The sequence below is a fragment of the Populibacterium corticicola genome (assembly GCF_042683685.1).
GTDB lineage: Bacteria > Actinomycetota > Actinomycetes > Actinomycetales > Cellulomonadaceae > Timonella > Timonella corticicola.
In genome coordinates, this window is sequence record NZ_JBHUOP010000004.1 from 221,023 (window position 1) to 237,309 (window position 16,287).

Genomic DNA, 16,287 nt, shown 5'->3' on the forward strand with positions numbered 1-16,287 from the left:
CGTCAGGCAGAAGCGCATATCCTGCGCGAAGCCGAACGCTGAGGCGACAGCCGCCACCACAACCGGTACCCAAGGAACTGATTCGTGATCCGTTTAGACAATGTCACCAAGGTGTACGCCCGCGGCGCACGCCCTGCACTGAACGACGTCTCGCTCGAAATTGAGCGTGGCGAGTTCGTCTTTCTTGTTGGAGCGTCAGGTTCAGGAAAATCGACCTTCCTGCGCCTTGTGACGCGAGAGGAGAAAGCAACCGCAGGACGCGTACTCGTCGCGGGGAATGACCTGACCTCGTTGTCGAACTGGCGTGTGCCACAACTGCGCCGTCAGATGGGTGCGGTGTTCCAGGACTTCCGGCTGCTGCCCAACAAGACCGTGTTCGAGAACGTCGCGTTCGCGTTGCAGGTGATCGGTAAGCCGAAACACCACATCATGACCACCGTTCCCGAGGTGTTGGACATGGTGGGACTCGCGGGCAAGGAAAAGCGCCGCCCGCACGAACTCTCCGGTGGTGAGCAACAACGTGTCGCAATCGCGCGCGCGTTCGTGAACCGCCCACCGCTCCTACTGTGCGACGAGCCGACAGGTAACCTCGACCCGACCACGTCGTTGGGCATCATGCGATTGCTGGACCGCATCAACCGCACCGGCACAACGGTCGTGATGGCCACCCACGATGACGAGATCGTGGACCAGATGCGCAAACGCGTCATCGAATTGTCCACGGGCGAGCTGGTTCGCGACCAGACTCGCGGTGTCTACGGATCGTCACGTTAAGGGGTAGCCATGCGTTTTCAGTTCATTCTCTCCGAGATCGGCATCGGGCTTCGCCGTAACCTGTCGATGACCATCTCCGTTATCCTCGTGACGTTTGTTTCGCTGACGTTCGTTGGCGCTGCCGTGCTCACTCAAACCCAGATCCAAAAGTTCAAGGGGGAGTGGTACGACAAGGTCGAGATCACCGTGTACCTGTGCCCGCAGGATTCTCGGGTTGTCACCTGCGCGGACGGTGAGGCGACCGACCAACAGATCAAGGACTTGGAATCTGTCCTTGCATCGCCAGAGGTCTCGGCAGAGATCCGCGAAGTCATCTTCGAATCGAAAGAAGATGCCTGGCAAACCTTTGAAAAGAACTTCAAAGACCGCTGGTGGTTCTCATCCATGTCCGTCGATGACATGAATGCGGCGTTCCGTATCAAACTGAACGACCCTGAGCAGTACCAGATCATCAACGAGACCCTGAGCGGGCGAGCCGGTGTTGAAGAGGTCCACGACCAGCGCCAAGTCTACGAACCGCTGTTCAACATCCTGAACACGGCAACTCTGGTTGCCTCAGGACTCGCCGGCGTCATGCTGCTGGCGGCGGTGCTGCTCATCACCACGACGATCAGGCTTTCCGCGCTGTCTCGCCGCCGCGAAACCGGAATCATGCGCCTCGTCGGCGCCTCAACACTGTTCATCCAACTACCGTTCATGCTTGAAGGCGCGATCGCCGCAACCATCGGAGCGGTTCTTGCCGTGGGCGGGCTGTGGCTTGGCGTGAGGTATCTGATCGAGGGATGGCTCGACACATCCATGAACTGGATTCCTTACATCACCACAAATGACGTCCTGTTGTTGGCACCGGTCCTGATCGGTGTGGCGTTCCTGCTTGCCGCGATCTCCTCGATTGTGACGCTGAGCCGGTATACGAAGGTGTGATCATGAAAGTGCAACTGACATCCCACGTCCGGCTCCTTGTGTCGGCACTGCTGGCCGCCGTCCTGGTGTTCTCGGTATCGCTAATCTCGCTCAATGCGGCATACGCGGATGATCTGGACGATCGTATGGAAGCCGCCAAGGAGAAGCAGGCCCAGGCACAGGCACAGCGTGACGATCTCGAAAACGAGCTTGCGCACACGGACGACGAACTGGCCAAGGCCTATATCGAACTTCAGGAGGTCCAGGCACAGTTGCCCGTGGCCGAGGCCGCGCTCAACGTCGCCACCAAGGAGTACCAGACCGCGCAGCGCGAAGCCGACAAACTGGCCAAGAAACTCGATGACGCCCAGCAGGAAAAGGGCAGCCTCGAAGATCAGATCGCCGCCAACGATGAAGCGATGGACCAGGCTCGAAGCGGTGTCGCGGAGATGGCCCGCCAAGCAGCACGCGGTGATTTCGACATGTCGAGCGTCAGCCTGATCGTTGGCGCCGACTCCACCGAGGACTTCGTGTCCCGATACTCCATGAACACCACGGCCCTGCGCTCGCAGACGAAGTCTCTCGACAAACTGCGTGAAACCCGAGCTGTGTCCCGCAACGCCCAAGTGCGTCTTGACGCCGTCAACGACATCATCACCACGCTCAAGGAACAGGCAGATGCCAAGGTCGTTGAGACTCAGCAGAAGGAGAAGGAAGCCGCTGATGCGAAAGCCCAGGTTGAAAGCCTGATCTCGCAGAAGAACTCGGCAACCCAGCGTATTGAGGGACGCAAGGCGGCGGTTGAGCAGCAACTCAAGGAAGAGGATGCCAACGTTGCCTCCTTCACCGATGAGATCCGTGAAATTGCAGGGCTGCAAGAGGATCAGCGCAAGGAAGAAGAACGCCTGGAGAAGGAACGTCGCGAGAAGGAACTCGAGGAGCAACGTAAAAAGGACGCCGAGAAGAAGAAGCAGCAAAGCAGTTCTGGTGGTAACTCAAATTCCGCCAGCAGTGGATCAAGCGGCTCTGGTAGCACAGGCGGTTCCAGTGGCGGTAATTCGGGAGGTTCCGGCGGCTCTGGCGGGGGTAACTCCGGCGGTGCAAGCGGAAACTGGTTCCAGTGGCCTACCGACTACAGGGTAGTCACCTCCAGTTACGGCTGGCGCCTTCACCCGGTCCTCGGTTACTACCGCCTGCACGCCGGCACCGACATGCGCACCTACTGCGGCACAAACGTATATGCGGGCCGTGCCGGAACGGTTCAGTGGGCGCAGTGGAAGGGTGGGTTCGGCAACCAGGTGCTCATCAACCACGGCACCATCAACGGCAAGAACGTCATGTCCTCGTATAACCACCTGACCTCGTTCAAGACGCAAGCGGGTGCCAAGGTCAAGGCCGGAGATGTTGTTGGACTCTCTGGAAACACCGGGCTGTCGGGTGCCTGCCACCTGCACTTCGAGGTGTACGTCAATGGTTCCACGATTGACCCGATGACGGTGACGAGCCGCTAGAATACATGCCCCACATGGGACCGCTCGCCAGTGCATCGCGCTGTGCAACATGTGTCACATCACCCTGCGGCATATTTGAGTGGAATTGGCGGTTGTCCCTGACGTAGGCTACTTAGGCACGACACTTAAGACCGACAACCAGGCATGAGGAGGCAAGATGGTCAAGGGCAAAATGTACAACATACCCGGTGCCACCAAGCCGAATTCCAAGGGCAAGGCCCAGGACTCAGGCCCGGTCCGCCAGATTATCGCCCAGAACAAGAAAGCACGTCACGACTACCTCATTGAGGATGTTTTCGAAGCCGGAATGGTTTTGGGTGGAACCGAGGTCAAGGCACTGCGCGCCGGACGTGCATCGCTCGTGGACGGCTGGGTGTACATCGACAACGGCGAAGCCTGGCTTGAGGGCGCGCACATCTCCGAGTACACGCACGGTACCTGGACCAACCATGCGCCGCGCCGTAAGCGCAAACTGCTGCTCCACAAGTCCGAGATCGCACGGCTGCACCAGAAGACCACCGAAAAGGGTCTGACCATCGTGCCGTTGCAGATGTATTGGCTGGACGGTCGCGCCAAGGTCGAGATCGCTCTCGCCCGCGGTAAGAAGGAATACGACAAACGGCACGCACTGCGCGAGAAGCAAGACAACCGCGAGGCACTGCGCGCCATGCGCCTGCGCGAAAAGATGTAGCTTCACGACGAGCCTGCCGCCACCCAGCGTGCCTTGCACTGGGAGGCGGGAATCGTCGGCAAGCAGCGCGGTGCAACAGCACCGCATTAAGCGGACACGCGCCGGAATAAACTGGTGTGAGCAACGCTTGAAATAAATAACGCGACGGCAAGTGTGAGCGTGAACTACACTTGAACAAGCGTTCACCTGCGCAAGCAGGTGGCACGAAGATTGAAAACACAATAGATGCTTCACACTCTTGGGGGCGATCGGTTTCGACGGTGATCGTGTTTCGAGGGGAAGCGGGCCGAGGATGTGGGCTTATCTCGTTAACGACGTCCACAAACAATAGGTGCAGATACTAAGCGCACCGACTTCGCTCTTGCTGCCTGATTGCGCAGAGCCACATGAAGTCCGTCAGCCCGGGGTTGCTATCGCCCCGGTTCCTGGCGTCATCTAGATAGCTCCGCTCTTGACCTTTGTCGCTGGGGTTAAGGGGACTTTTAGGCGACTGGGCCTGTCAGCAAACGTGTCTGTGCGAGTGCTGGGGCCGAGAAAATCCATAGCAGACTGCGCCCGGAGAAGTCCTGGATTTGCGTCATCGGACCGGGGTTCGATTCCCCGCGCCTCCACTTATCGCGTGCACCGGCTCCTTTCGGAGTTGTGTTTACGCAGATAGAAGCATCTTTCGTAGTTTTCTTTCCTCCTGGTGGGAGGGGCTTACATGGAAAATACATGGAATATTCGTAACTTCCAGTAGCAAAGAGGGACCTCGTGTGAGGTCCCTCTTTGCTGTATATCTGTCTTCTTACTCGTCAAACCTGTTCAATGTTGAACTGACGTCCGGTGCTAGTGGCACCCGCTCAACGTAGTGCTTTCGGGTCGTGACAGAGTCCACGTGGCCAAGCAGTTTGGCTGCCGATTCGATACCGCCAGCTTCGTCATCGTTGGCAACGGCGGTTGCGACAGTTTTTCTAAAGATGTGTGTCCCAGGGAACTGTTCCCAGGGGGTGCCCTTCACAAGTTTTGCAAGCCAGTCGCGTACGTTACCTGGTTGACGTAGGTTGTCCCGCCCGTAAAGGGAAGGGAACACGAGATTGTACGGTCCGCCTGGCAGGTCCATAGCTATGGCTCGTTGTAGTGCTTCCGTAGCGAAGTCCGCGAGGACTACTTCACGGTTTGACGCGTCAGTCTTAGGAACTTCAGCGAATATGAGACCGGTTTCGTCTCGTGTCAGGGTCGCGTCAACAACAATTGAGACCTTCTCCGTGCCCAGTCCGCGGATGCGGTCCTTCCTTAACGCGAGAGCTTCCCCAATACGGATTCCGCTGCCCAACATGAGGTCCACAATGTCGAGCTGCTGGATATATGTGTTAGGAGTCGGGGAGGCAGCTTTGTCACGTATGAATGCGCGAAAGTCTTGAACTTGCTCCGGGGAAATTGTCTTAACCTTTTTGCGTTGCGTGAGGATCGCTTCGGTTTGAGGAACGGGGTTCTGGTCGATGACACCCCAGCGCACTGCAAGAGCTAAGACTTGGTTGAGGTTCGAACGCATCTGCTTGGCGGGTGCGACGCCTTTATCGGGCTCTTCACAATTTAGGGTGTGGGGTCGTCTGGCGCGTCGTTGCGGGGGTGAGGGTCGAGGTCCTCCGATGTTGGAGGTTCCTACGCCTTCGATCCGAAAGACCTCGACGTGTCTAACGCTACCTTTGTTGCCCCTGATCTGACGACGTTTTGCCGACTTGACGAGTTGGGTTTGGTCGCTGTGGGTCAGCGTCTGGAACGTGTCCGGGCGGTATTGCGGTGCCGGGTTGTGGCCCCTGACCAGTGGTGCCGCCGGTGTGGGTGTGAGGGCCGGGTCCGTGGCACGGTGATCCGCCGTTTGGCGCATGAACCGCTTGGGTGGCGCCCAACCACGCTCGAGGTCGTGGTGCGCCGTTACAAATGCTCCGAATGCGGGCATGTGTGGCGTCAAGACACCAGCACTGCAGCCGCTCCCAGGGCGAAACTGACCAAGCGCGGGCTGCGGTGGGCCTTGGAAGGCATCGTGGTTCAACACTTGTCGGTGGCCCGGGTGGCCGAAGCCCTGGCGGTGGCATGGAACACCGCGAACGACGCGGTCTTGGCCGAGGGTAAACGGTTGCTGATCGATGATCCCGACCGCTTCGATGGAGTCAATGTCATCGGGGTCGACGAGCACGTGTGGCGGCATACCTCTAAAGGTGACAAGTACGTGACTGTGATCATCGATTTGACCCCCGTGCGAGACGGAACAGGCCCCTCACGACTCCTCGACATGGTCGAAGGGCGTTCACAAGCCGTGTTCAAGGACTGGCTAGCCGATAGGCCCCAGACGTGGCGCGAGGGGGTCGAGATCGTCGCGATGGACGGCTTCACAGGGTTCAAGTCAGCTGCCGCTGAAGAACTCCCTGATGCGGTCACGGTCATGGACCCCTTCCACGTCGTTCGCCTGGCAGGAGACGCACTAGAACAGACCCGACGCAAGGTCCAACAACACATCCACGCCCGGCGCGGCCGCAAGGGCGATCCGCTCTACTCGTGCAGGCGAACCCTGCTGACAGGTGCTGGGTTACTGACCGGCAAACAGCATGCTCGCATCACCGGCCTATTCGCCGATGAACGCTACGTGGAAGTCGAGGTCGCCTGGCACCTCTACCAGAACGTGATCACCGCCTACCGTGAACCCGACCGGGGCCTGGGTAAGTTCTTCCTCAACCATCAGATCCAGACACAGTACCCGACCATCCCTACCGGCTGCACCGAGGCCCGCCGCCTTGCTGCAACCCTCACAAAGCGCGCAGGGGACGTCCTGGCCTACTTCGATCGGCCCGGAACATCCAACGGACTCACCGAAGCCACCAACGGACGCCTCGAACACCTACGTGGGTCAGCCCTCGGCTTCCGCAACCTGAAGCACTACATCGCCCGCGGCCTGCTCGAGTGCGGCGGATTCAGACCCCAACTACACCCTCAATTGTGAAGAGCCACATATACTCACCTACCTCTGATAGGGCTGTGTATGTATGTGTGTTCTTAAGAGGGGCTCATGTGTACGTTACACGCGTTACACGTTATAAAAAGAGTATTTACCCAGTTCAGAAACTGTTTATTGTGTAACGCAGCGTGTAGCACGAGCGTTACACTGCGTTACGCACTGCGGAGAACTTCAAGATGAGAGCCTTCACGGACCGCTTCAGTGTCACGACTCTTGGTGGTGCCATGTTTCAACAGCCTAGGAGGCTAGAAGCAAGCCTGCTAAGTAGGTTTTTGAGTCAAGCTGCGACAAAGAGGGCAACAACATCGGTGGTGAGTCGGGCTGGGCCTCCGCCGGAACACTACACGATTTCGGAGTCTTGTGCGGTGTGTTGCTCAAAGAGCTAGGACGTCAGGGCCTCAAGGATTCCTCGCTACTTGGTTAGATACGTTTTATGGCTGCTCATTTTTTACGCATTGACGGTGATTGCCGAATCTGTCCAGCGAGTAGACCCGGATGGACATTCGACTTTCGCGATTCGTTTCAGATCACACGTGGCGTGTCACTGGCGGCTGGCAGGTCTTCTGTAGGAAGATATCGAGCATGGGGTGGAAAGAGTTTGCTGCGTCCGTAATTGGCGATGTGCTGTCGTGGCCGGTTGTCGTGTTGATCGTGGTTCTGTTGTTACTCGAGCCATTGCGCAAATTGATCGGGCGGGTAAAAGGCGCGAAAGGTTTTGGGGGCGAGGTGGAGTTCGGCGAACTTCTTGAGAAAGCCGAGGATAAAGTCAACAAAGTGTTGGACGAGGATCCGGTCGCCGACGACGATGCAGCACATGATGTCAAACCGAACCCCGTTTCATCAGAGAAAGCCAGCGAGCCAACACGTACCGAAGGAATTGGCAGCGCGAAGAGGGGGCTTCAAGTCAACCCCGCAAAGGACCCGTCCGGGGCAATTCTCATTTCTTGGGAGAAACTCGTCGCAGCACTCGCCGGACTCAGTCGCTCTACAGCAGGTAGAGGTCGTCCCGCTCGAAACCCCCGCGCAATCTTGGACCAGCTGCAGCGCAACAACCTTGTGAGCGATGCCTTTCACGAGGCCGTCGTCAGCCTCTACGAGGTGAGAAATCAGGTCGCGCATGGAGAGGCTGTACCTACCAGTGGTGCAGCATTCACCTATGTCGAACGAGCGGAACAGCTTGCAACGATCGCAACAGGGATTGCAGCAGTCGAAACGATGGATCTCGATAAGTCGGTTCTTTGACTCGAACTGACTTGCTTTGCCACCGTTCCGAGAGAGAGCCCCGGTGTCTGAGGTGACGGTTATCTTGTGGGAGCCCTTACCCGCTGCTGAACACTCGGGAGTACACCCTGACGGACTGTTCGAGTTCGGATGCTGACCGCTTTGCGGTCCCAATAACTGAGGTGTCTAGGTGAAGAGCGTCTGCCATGCGCTGGTTTCCTCAGAGCATGACCAACGCAGCACTCCGAACCGCAGAGGCACCACCTGGTGCGCGCACCGAACTGCTCGCCATCGCCGCGTCCATCGTGTCACTGCCAGAATGGCACTGGCACCCACGTCTTCGGATGCTGGGATTCGGCAAGCGAAATGCGTTCGGTCCCCGGCGGCAGCGTTGCGGAGAGCGTTGGAGGCGTACGCGGCGAACATCGCTAACAGTTGAACCGATGAGGACCATGGGATGGCCCGCGCTCCGCATCTGACTGTCACAGCTCAGAATTCTGGTTCCCAGGCATCACTTTTCTCTCCCCACTTGTCGGATTCAGGCTCGACGCGCGGAGGACGACGACGCAATTCTTCGATGGAGCGTCGGCGTCGCTTGGCGGTCTCCAACTTCGCCCGATTCCGTTCGGCAGCGAAAGCACGCTGACGAACCTCCCGCCTCTCGGCCTCAACACGTAGACGCTCGGCTTCCTGCTCAGCAGCCTGCCGGGCGTCTTTAGCCATCTTCGCCGCCATCGCGGCACGGAATCGCTTTCGTGGCCCCAACTCAAAGTTTTCGCTCGCATCCGCGCTCTCATCATGGGTCGCATCGTAGGCCCAAGCGAGGATCGTCTCCCAACGCTCCCGCAAACGGTCGGCGTTCTCTTTAGCGTTCTGCTTGATCTTCTCGGGCAAGTAGTCGTCGGCGGTGAACGCACCGAACGCTCCTGATTCCCCGGGGTCGGTCAGCGCATACCCACCGCTAGTGCGCGCAACCCCGCGGAGTGGAGGACGGCCCGGAGCGTGTCCTGAAGACGCTGCCCGTGGCTGTCGAGGCTGTCCAACGCGTCGGCGACTGGTACGACGCCACAGAGTCTGACACTGTCACAACTTACGACATTCACGGCCTCACTCGCGTGCTGACTTCCATGATGACTTGTGGGTGATGGACCATGAGAATATCCCCGTCTCGGGGGATGCCGCCGCCTGGGGCAGTCATAGCCAAGGTGGACGAGCACCTGAGACCGGTGCTGATCGCGTGGATCAAGTCCGGCGACTGCGCCCGTGGGTTTAGGAAGCATCTGTCTTGGCGGTGAATCTGAATGCGGTAAGCGTGGAGCAAAACTAGCTAGCGCAGGCACCGTTTACCCGTATCTGTGTTGACATCGAGCCACGCACCGCTTTGCCGCGAATTGATGCTCATCCATGAAGATCAGCCAACACCATCTCGGCGATGGGCTCTATCACTAGGCGCTCCTCGCTGAACTAAGAGGCGTTTCCTGCGGAGCCCTGCGCGCAGCACAGTCAAGGCAACCACGCGACATCCCTACCCTCTACCACCCTCCAGCCACGCAGGGCGCTCGCGGTGCTACCTGTAATGTCAGTCAAAACTCTACTGTCGAATGCGACGTTTTGATCTAGCCGCGCATATATCTTTCTTCTTGTTCCAACTGGTTAATTCTGCGATTGAATTCAGCGAGCGAAAGTTTAGCTGACAACTGCAGGACCGCCTTCCCAAGGCCCCAACCGCGAAACTGAATAAAGATGGCAGGCAACAATGCAATGCCAAAGATGCCGTAGTAAAGAGCGGCCCAGAGGATGCCATCATGAAGCGCAACCTCACTCCACTTAAAATCCTCCGACATAAGTGGTATCGCAAGAAATGCCCCTACAGCCGCGAACAGTACTATCGGCGCAACCACACGAACAACGAAACGCCCGCGCTTCTCCCGCTTGGTACTCGGCGACGGGAGCGCGTAGTAATGCGAAGTCGTCGCGACAAGCGCGAATGCCGTGACTGTAAAAGAAATCACCAACAAGACAAGAACAGCATTCGCAGGTTTGCTCCACTCATCCCAAGTACGTGGCGTCGGATTCACCACCAACCAGAGCACGAGTGCCACACCAATCGTAGCTACAACACTCGAGATGGCCAGCCACAGAAGAGCCACACCGGCGACTTTGTTCCAAGAACGCTTCGTGTTCTTCTCGCTAAGGACACTTTCGTACTGGGCCTTTTGTTGGTTGTACTGATCTCGCTGCTTCTGCACCTGACCTGAGATCTCGGCATACGCGACTGCATCAGACGTAGCGATCTTTCTCAGGTATCCGTAGGTTGCTATATAGAGCACAGCGAAGAAAAAGGAAACCAGCGTTAGCACAGTTGTATCCCCAGATGGAGGGTGAGGCACACCGAAGAGTAGGCCTACCACCATTGGCAAAGCCAATGCCAGTACTAGGACTGTTAAACCGAATGCAACGCTTGTGAAGTCACCTCCGAGTCGAGTGATTAACGCTCTCCTTCGATTGTTCTGACGGGTGTGTTCTTGCGCTCCCACAAGGGTTACGGCCGCTACAGCGATCCCCGCCAAACCAACAGTCAATCCCAACAATGAATGTCCGAGGTCGTCGACAATGCCTGCGGACGCCGATAGTAGTTCGTACGTATAGTTCACAGGCTCTTTCTCGCTGTTGGCTACGCGCGTCTCAATAGTTATGAGCAGTGAGACCGCGGCTCCAACTGCACCGATAGTAGCGGGCCATATCAGAGCCTCTGTGCGCAGAACTTCGTCTGTGCTTTGTGTCTGATCGGCTTGAGGCTTAGTTTCATTTTCCTCTGAGGCTTGTTCGCTTTCAGACTCATGTTCTTGGCCTTGCTGGGATCTAGTGCGTTTTGTTGCTAGCCCCACCCCGCCAGTTAGGACAGCCAGTACGAGCCCTGCCAAAAGCCCGGCTCGACGATCTCTCATTTGCCCATCGAACGTTCGCTTACCACGTTGGTTTTTCATAACTGCATGCTATGGCCTCCGCTCTGACAACAAGGTGATCCAGGCGGCAACCGGTCGAGATTCGCGACACCTTTGCCCAGCGAATCGCACCGCAGGGAGATGGCAGGTCATCAACTTCAGTTTTTGGCTATTCAACTAGTTGGTTGTTTGGGGAAGGTTTAGGTATCGATTCGTATCGGTACACATACTAGGGAACAGGTTTACTAGAAGCGGTAGAAGGAAAGGTAGTTTCTTTCTCTTTACCGCCACGCCCGGCAAGCCGACCTCCTCTTCGTCCATCTTGTCCGTGTCTACGTTCTTGCAGGCTCCTCGTTGCCGTCCCCTACGCCGTGTGTTCGCTTCGCACCTATCCTTACCTCCTTTTACTTGCTGGGGTTGCTGTGCTGCCTTCTTGCGGTGGTGTTGCCTGTTCGCTACGCATCGTGTGCGTGGGTCGTCTTGCCCTGTGCCTCGTTCTTGCGGCTGCGTTCGCGTTTGTGTCCCACGCACGTGTGCGTAGGCTTCCACCTGGTCCCTTGTGGTGATTGTCTTCTGGTTGTTGGTGTAACTGCCGTGGAACCCCGTTTTCTACGGTGTTCTTAGGCTTCTTGATAGTGATGGCCTACGGTTTCTCTGGATAATCCATTACCGTGATCAACCCATCAATTGTTCTACTCGTACTAGAACTTCTACGCTTCGCTAGAAGTTCATACAAGTATTAAAAAGGGAGGTCAGCATGTCTACCAAGACCCTCGACTTCACAACAGACCTTGACCCGGTGCTCGGTCCCGTCTTATACACCCATAAGCATTCCTCGGCCCGGTCGGCTGTCCTTGCCATTCTGGTGAAAGTACTTGCCTCTGGCTCGCCTTCTATTACGCCCAGACTTGCTCGCAGGTGGCTCGCCTCAAGGGCCGTCACACTCCCAGACGTCATGTCGATCGTTGGTCCTCACTCACCCTCGTGGACTTCACTCGTTGCTGCCGCCCGTAAACACGTCCTTGCTGTCCAGTCTCGCTCGTCCCTTACCTCATCCACTACCTCTCCTTCTCCCGCTTCTATCGCGATGGCTCGACGGCTTGTCGGCTGGTTGGGGTCGGCTGTGATCGTGGGTGGTGTCGAGGTTCGTGGTACTAGGGCGGTTGGGGCTCGGGTTGCCACGGCCATTCAAGGGGTTCGCATCTTGGAGAACCTAGCGCCCAGTGGCAATCAGATTGACTCCCCGATCCTCAGTCGCGCCGAACTTGCGGTGCGAACCGGTTGGAGTTTGCCAACCTCGGGCCAACATCTCAAGGCCGCTATTGGCTGGTCTATGAAGCAGGTGGGCCGCCGTCCGGTCGCGAGCGGACAGGCCTGCAGGCTCAAGCAGATGCGTGGGCAGGCCACCGTGGCTGCCGATGATCGGACTGAACTGATTGATGCACTGGCTCGCATGGACCGAACCACCAATCCTACTGTGGCTGTGATTCTTGCTGTGGCCCATCCAGTGTTCTCATACGGTCTACTGAGCCACTTGCATTGGGCAGCTCTGTTGAGTCAGGCGATGGACCTCGACCACGAGACGCTTGGTTTGAGCCAGCGGACCATGAAACGGTTGGCTCGCGAACTGGACCGCGCGGGCGTCCACGCTGGATCGCACTTGACGGGCCGGCTTGACGAACTAGCTCGCGAACTTGGGCTGGATGACGGGCCGTCCGCGATGGACCAGTATGCTGCGGCCCGACAAAAACGGGCCGAAGAGGCAGCGGCCCGTAAAGCGGAGATCATGGCGAACCGGGCCAAGAAGGCTGAGGCTTTCAAGGCGGGCCGGGCTGAGAGTGCGGGCAAAACGGCTCTTCGCCGATCCGGTGGGGAGTGACACGTGGGGGGTGACGTGCTGGATGTAGAGGTCGAGGTCCCCGATGATCAGAAGCGCCAACCACTGATCGACTTCGAGGACCTCGACGTTGTCCAACACTACGGGGTGTGCCGGCGCACCCACCACTACTGATTCGTGTTCTCGCTGTGACGTGCTGCTCGGCTTGCCCGAGGTTTGCGTCGAGGCAGTCGAGCGCGAGGAGACGATGATGACGGTCACGGTGTCCACACCGTGGCAGCTGATGGGCTGCCCGGACTGCGGGGTCGTGGCCCCGAGCCGGGCCGGCGTCGGCGGGTGCTGCACGACGTGCCGCATGGTGATGCCCGGGTCCGGGTGGTGTGGCGCCAACGCCTGTGGCGATGCCCCGAGGCGGGGTGTGCGCGAGGGACGTTCGCCGAGCAGCTGCGCCGCCAGCACGCCACGATCGCGGGCTTGGCCCGCAGGCTCCAGGTGGGCTGCTGGACCCTGTGGCGGGCCGTGCGCCCCGAGCTCGAACATCTCGCCGGTGACCAGTCGCGGTTCGCCGGGGTCACGAGCCTGGGCGTGGACGAGCACATCTGGCACCACGGTAACCCGAAGATCCGTGGCCCCAAGGAACTGACCGCGATGGTCAACCTGACCCCAGACGCCGACGGGCGAGTGCATGCCCGCCTGCTGGACCTGGTCCCGGGCCGATCGAAGAAGGCCTACGCCGACTGGCTGAACGAGCGCGGCGAGGCGTTCCGGGCCGGGATCGATGTCGCAGCCCTGGACCCGTTCGGCGGCTACAAGTGCGCGATCGACGAGCAACTCCAGGACGCGACCTCGGTGCTGGACGCGTTCCACGTCGTCAAGCTCGGCACGGCCGTCGTGTACGAGGTGCGTCGCCGGGTGCAGCAGGCCACGACCGGGCACCGCGGCCGCAAGAGCGACCCTGTGTTCGGGATCCAGACCATCCTGCGCGCCGGGGCCGAGAACCTCACCGACAAGCAGCGCACGCGCCTGGCCCGCGCGATCGAGGCCGACGAAGCGCACGACGAGGTGTTCGTCGCCTGGCAGTGCGCCCAGGACCTGCGCGCCGCCTACCAGGCCAAGGATCTCGCCGACGGCCGCAGGCGGGCTGAGCGACTCCTCGCCACGTTCCACACCTGCCCGATCCCCGAAGTGGCGCACCTCGGACGAACCCTGCGGCGCTGGCACAACGCGTTCCTGGCCTACTTCACCACCGACCGCGCGAACAAAGGCGGCACCGAGGCGATCAACGGCATCATCGAACTCCACCGACGTCTCGCCCGGGGCTACCGCAACCGCGATCACTACCGGCTACGGATGCTACTCGCCGCGGGTGGACTCACACCCTGATCCCCACCGGATCGGTGAAGAGCCCGTAAACGCCCCGGCTCGCATCCGGCCAGACTCTCGACCGGTCGTTTTGGCCATTGTGTGGCTGGTGGCAATTCCACTGGCGTGTCAAGAGATACCACCGCGGTCGGTGCCGTCGATCACCTGCTTCAGTCTCGGGATGAGGACTCTTTGCGGAGAATGTGTTCAGAAATAGTTCCTGTGATTCGCTCCTAGCATTTTCCCGTCCTGACATGTAGTTTTCAGAGCATGACACAGATCGGCTCCCCGGAAACTGAAGACGAGTGGCTTATTCGGCTACGGAAAATTGTTGAAGAAGTACGTGCATTGGAAACCCAACCTGAGGGGTATTGGGTACCGGAATCTGGAAGCGCAGCGTCTAGAGATGACAAAGAAACTCTAGTGGTGAAGATGAGCGACAGTGTTTCGTACTTCATCCTCACTGCTAGTCAGTGCTTGTCCCAATTGGCTGACGGGCTTGAAAAGGACGATGGTGTGCTTAGGCCAATCGCTCCATTTGTGCTCCTTCGGACTGCTCTCATTGGGGCTAGCCAGGCGCTTTGGGTTCTCCAACCAAAGTCGAGGGCGGATCGCGTGAGCAGGCTCGACAGATTGACCCTAGAGAGTTACCGGAACATGGGAAATTTGGTGACTGAAATGAGTTTGGAGTCCTGGATTTCGGACGAAGTTACATCAAGTCTGGAGAGTTCAGCCGCACATCTGAGTCTACTCCGCGAAAAATACAAGGAGCACAAGGGGAAGATCGAAAAGCCCATAAACACCGAGATAATCAAAGATGTGGCGGATATCCTCGCTCCTCAAGAAAGTAACCGGGCCATACACGTCGCGATCCGAGAACTGTGGCAGTCAAGTAGTGGTTACACGCACGCGTTCCCCTGGGTGATGCATGTGAGGCACAATGACCCGGAAGACCGCATTCAAACGCCTGAAGGGAATTCCAGACGCATACAGACAACCTATAGGGATCTCGGATCTGGTTTGGGCGTGGTACTACTCCTTGTGAAGACAGTCCTAGAACTCTGGGAGACGCGCTCGACTAACTGGCATTCAGATCGACTATTTCCCTTGACGCCAGTTAGCCGGCTCGAATGAAGCGTTCTGTGCCAGCCGCAGAACACGCCCCTTGATCTGCTGGGTGGATTGAGCGCTAGGAATAAGATTCTTTGCCTAATGTGCTAGGAGAGAGGCTGTGACTCTCTCCTTCATTAGTTGATACTTGAAGACCGCAGATCGGCCTTGCGCTTGTGTTTGGAACGGCGGAGGATTTCCCCAGATGAAACTTTCGCGTGTTTGAATGTGAAAGTCTGCTGATAGTGGCGTTCTCTGAGTGCGGGGCTCTGCGACCAGCAAATTGTGATGGTGCCATCGCCTGCGAACGAGGGCGAAGAACTGAACGATTGATCTGCCCACCAGTAGGCTACGATGATGTTTTCGTCCGGTTCCACTCGCCCTTTAACACCATGTTCAGGTTGGGCATTCTTCACATGACCTTCGTGGTGGTCCAGGAAACCAGCCTTGACTTCCCCTGTGGTGGTCATGCTCACTGCATACGCCGTGCCCTCGCCAACATTGAGCAGGTTTAGCGCATACGGGACAGCGGTTTGTGGCGCTACATCCGAGACGAGGAGGTCTTTTGTTGCATACCAAACAACCTTCTTGCGTTGCCGGGTCCACATTACCGTTGAGACCCAGAGACTGGTAATTGAAACTGCCAGTGCTAGAAACGACGTTAGGCTTTCCAACGCTTCGGGCATTTCGACTGCTCTCAGTATAAGTAGGGTTTGGAGAAACTATATCGAGTTTCGCAGGGCTAGTGATAGCCGATCTCCTGTATATGGGTTTGTCCTCGCTTGGTCCCCGATCCCCAAACTTCCCGCGGCGCCCGTCCACCCAACTGCATTTGCACGACCAGTAGACCATCCCACACTTTAGGGCAGTCTGTATCGTGAACGCGCTACCGTAGCCTTGGAGCGCCCCCGCTGGTTCTAGGTAAGTGTGGGTGCGAA

At 58.1% G+C, this 16,287-nt stretch carries 12 protein-coding genes, 1 other RNA gene and 1 pseudogene; 10 read left to right on the forward strand and 4 right to left on the reverse strand.

What is annotated here, in order from left to right; genetic code table 11:
• Positions 1-84: 84 nt before the first annotated feature.
• The 5 genes from ftsE (at position 85) to ssrA (ending at position 4,493) form a co-directional block, all read left to right on the forward strand.
• Positions 85-774 carry a cell division ATP-binding protein FtsE gene (gene ftsE / locus ACFSYH_RS10450; protein WP_377466906.1) on the forward strand — a complete coding sequence of 230 codons (690 nt, stop codon included), beginning with the start codon at positions 85-87 and terminating at the stop codon, positions 772-774.
• Positions 775-783: 9 nt separating this feature from the next.
• A complete protein-coding gene (ftsX, locus tag ACFSYH_RS10455; RefSeq protein WP_377466907.1) occupies positions 784-1,698 on the forward strand; it encodes a permease-like cell division protein FtsX in 915 nt (304 codons plus the stop codon).
• A gap of 2 nt (positions 1,699-1,700) precedes the next feature.
• Complete coding sequence (locus tag ACFSYH_RS10460) at positions 1,701-3,188, forward strand: peptidoglycan DD-metalloendopeptidase family protein (RefSeq protein WP_377466908.1); 1,488 nt, start codon at positions 1,701-1,703, stop codon at positions 3,186-3,188.
• Positions 3,189-3,345: 157 nt separating this feature from the next.
• The gene (gene smpB / locus ACFSYH_RS10465) at positions 3,346-3,879 is read left to right on the forward strand and encodes an SsrA-binding protein SmpB (protein WP_377466909.1); all 534 of its coding nucleotides are present in this window, start codon (positions 3,346-3,348) and stop codon (positions 3,877-3,879) included.
• A 240-nt stretch (positions 3,880-4,119) separates the two neighbouring features.
• Positions 4,120-4,493: a transfer-messenger RNA gene (gene ssrA, locus ACFSYH_RS10470) on the forward strand.
• 173 nt (positions 4,494-4,666) lie between these two features.
• On the opposite strand, the gene ACFSYH_RS10475 is transcribed toward ssrA, so the two are convergent.
• Positions 4,667-5,413, reverse strand: a complete 747-nt coding sequence (locus ACFSYH_RS10475) for a site-specific integrase (protein WP_377466910.1) — start codon at positions 5,411-5,413, stop codon at positions 4,667-4,669.
• 138 nt (positions 5,414-5,551) lie between these two features.
• Between ACFSYH_RS10475 and ACFSYH_RS10480 the strand changes: the two genes are divergently transcribed.
• Both ACFSYH_RS10480 and ACFSYH_RS10485 read left to right on the forward strand, forming a co-directional pair.
• Positions 5,552-6,859 (forward strand): ISL3 family transposase, encoded by a 1,308-nt coding sequence (locus tag ACFSYH_RS10480; RefSeq protein ID WP_377466911.1) that lies wholly within the window; start codon positions 5,552-5,554, stop codon positions 6,857-6,859.
• A 597-nt stretch (positions 6,860-7,456) separates the two neighbouring features.
• Positions 7,457-8,116, forward strand: a complete 660-nt coding sequence (locus ACFSYH_RS10485) for a hypothetical protein (RefSeq protein ID WP_377466912.1) — start codon at positions 7,457-7,459, stop codon at positions 8,114-8,116.
• Positions 8,117-8,584: 468 nt separating this feature from the next.
• On the opposite strand, the gene ACFSYH_RS10490 is transcribed toward ACFSYH_RS10485, so the two are convergent.
• Entirely contained in the window at positions 8,585-8,989 is a 405-nt protein-coding gene (locus ACFSYH_RS10490) for a hypothetical protein (RefSeq protein ID WP_377466913.1), read from the reverse strand.
• Positions 8,990-9,711: 722 nt separating this feature from the next.
• Complete coding sequence (locus ACFSYH_RS10495; protein WP_377466914.1) at positions 9,712-11,082, reverse strand: hypothetical protein; 1,371 nt, start codon at positions 11,080-11,082, stop codon at positions 9,712-9,714.
• 715 nt (positions 11,083-11,797) lie between these two features.
• Here ACFSYH_RS10495 and ACFSYH_RS10500 point away from each other — a divergent pair.
• The 3 genes and pseudogenes from ACFSYH_RS10500 (at position 11,798) to ACFSYH_RS10510 (ending at position 15,373) form a co-directional block, all read left to right on the forward strand.
• Positions 11,798-12,919 carry a hypothetical protein gene (locus tag ACFSYH_RS10500; RefSeq protein WP_377466915.1) on the forward strand — a complete coding sequence of 374 codons (1,122 nt, stop codon included), beginning with the start codon at positions 11,798-11,800 and terminating at the stop codon, positions 12,917-12,919.
• 88 nt (positions 12,920-13,007) lie between these two features.
• Positions 13,008-14,260, forward strand: a pseudogene (locus tag ACFSYH_RS10505) (ISL3 family transposase).
• Positions 14,261-14,509: 249 nt separating this feature from the next.
• Entirely contained in the window at positions 14,510-15,373 is an 864-nt protein-coding gene (locus ACFSYH_RS10510) for a hypothetical protein (RefSeq protein ID WP_377466916.1), read from the forward strand.
• A gap of 113 nt (positions 15,374-15,486) precedes the next feature.
• Here the strand turns inward: ACFSYH_RS10510 and ACFSYH_RS10515 are convergent, their stop codons facing one another.
• Positions 15,487-16,035, reverse strand: a complete 549-nt coding sequence (locus tag ACFSYH_RS10515; RefSeq protein WP_377466917.1) for a hypothetical protein — start codon at positions 16,033-16,035, stop codon at positions 15,487-15,489.
• Positions 16,036-16,287 lie beyond the last annotated feature (252 nt).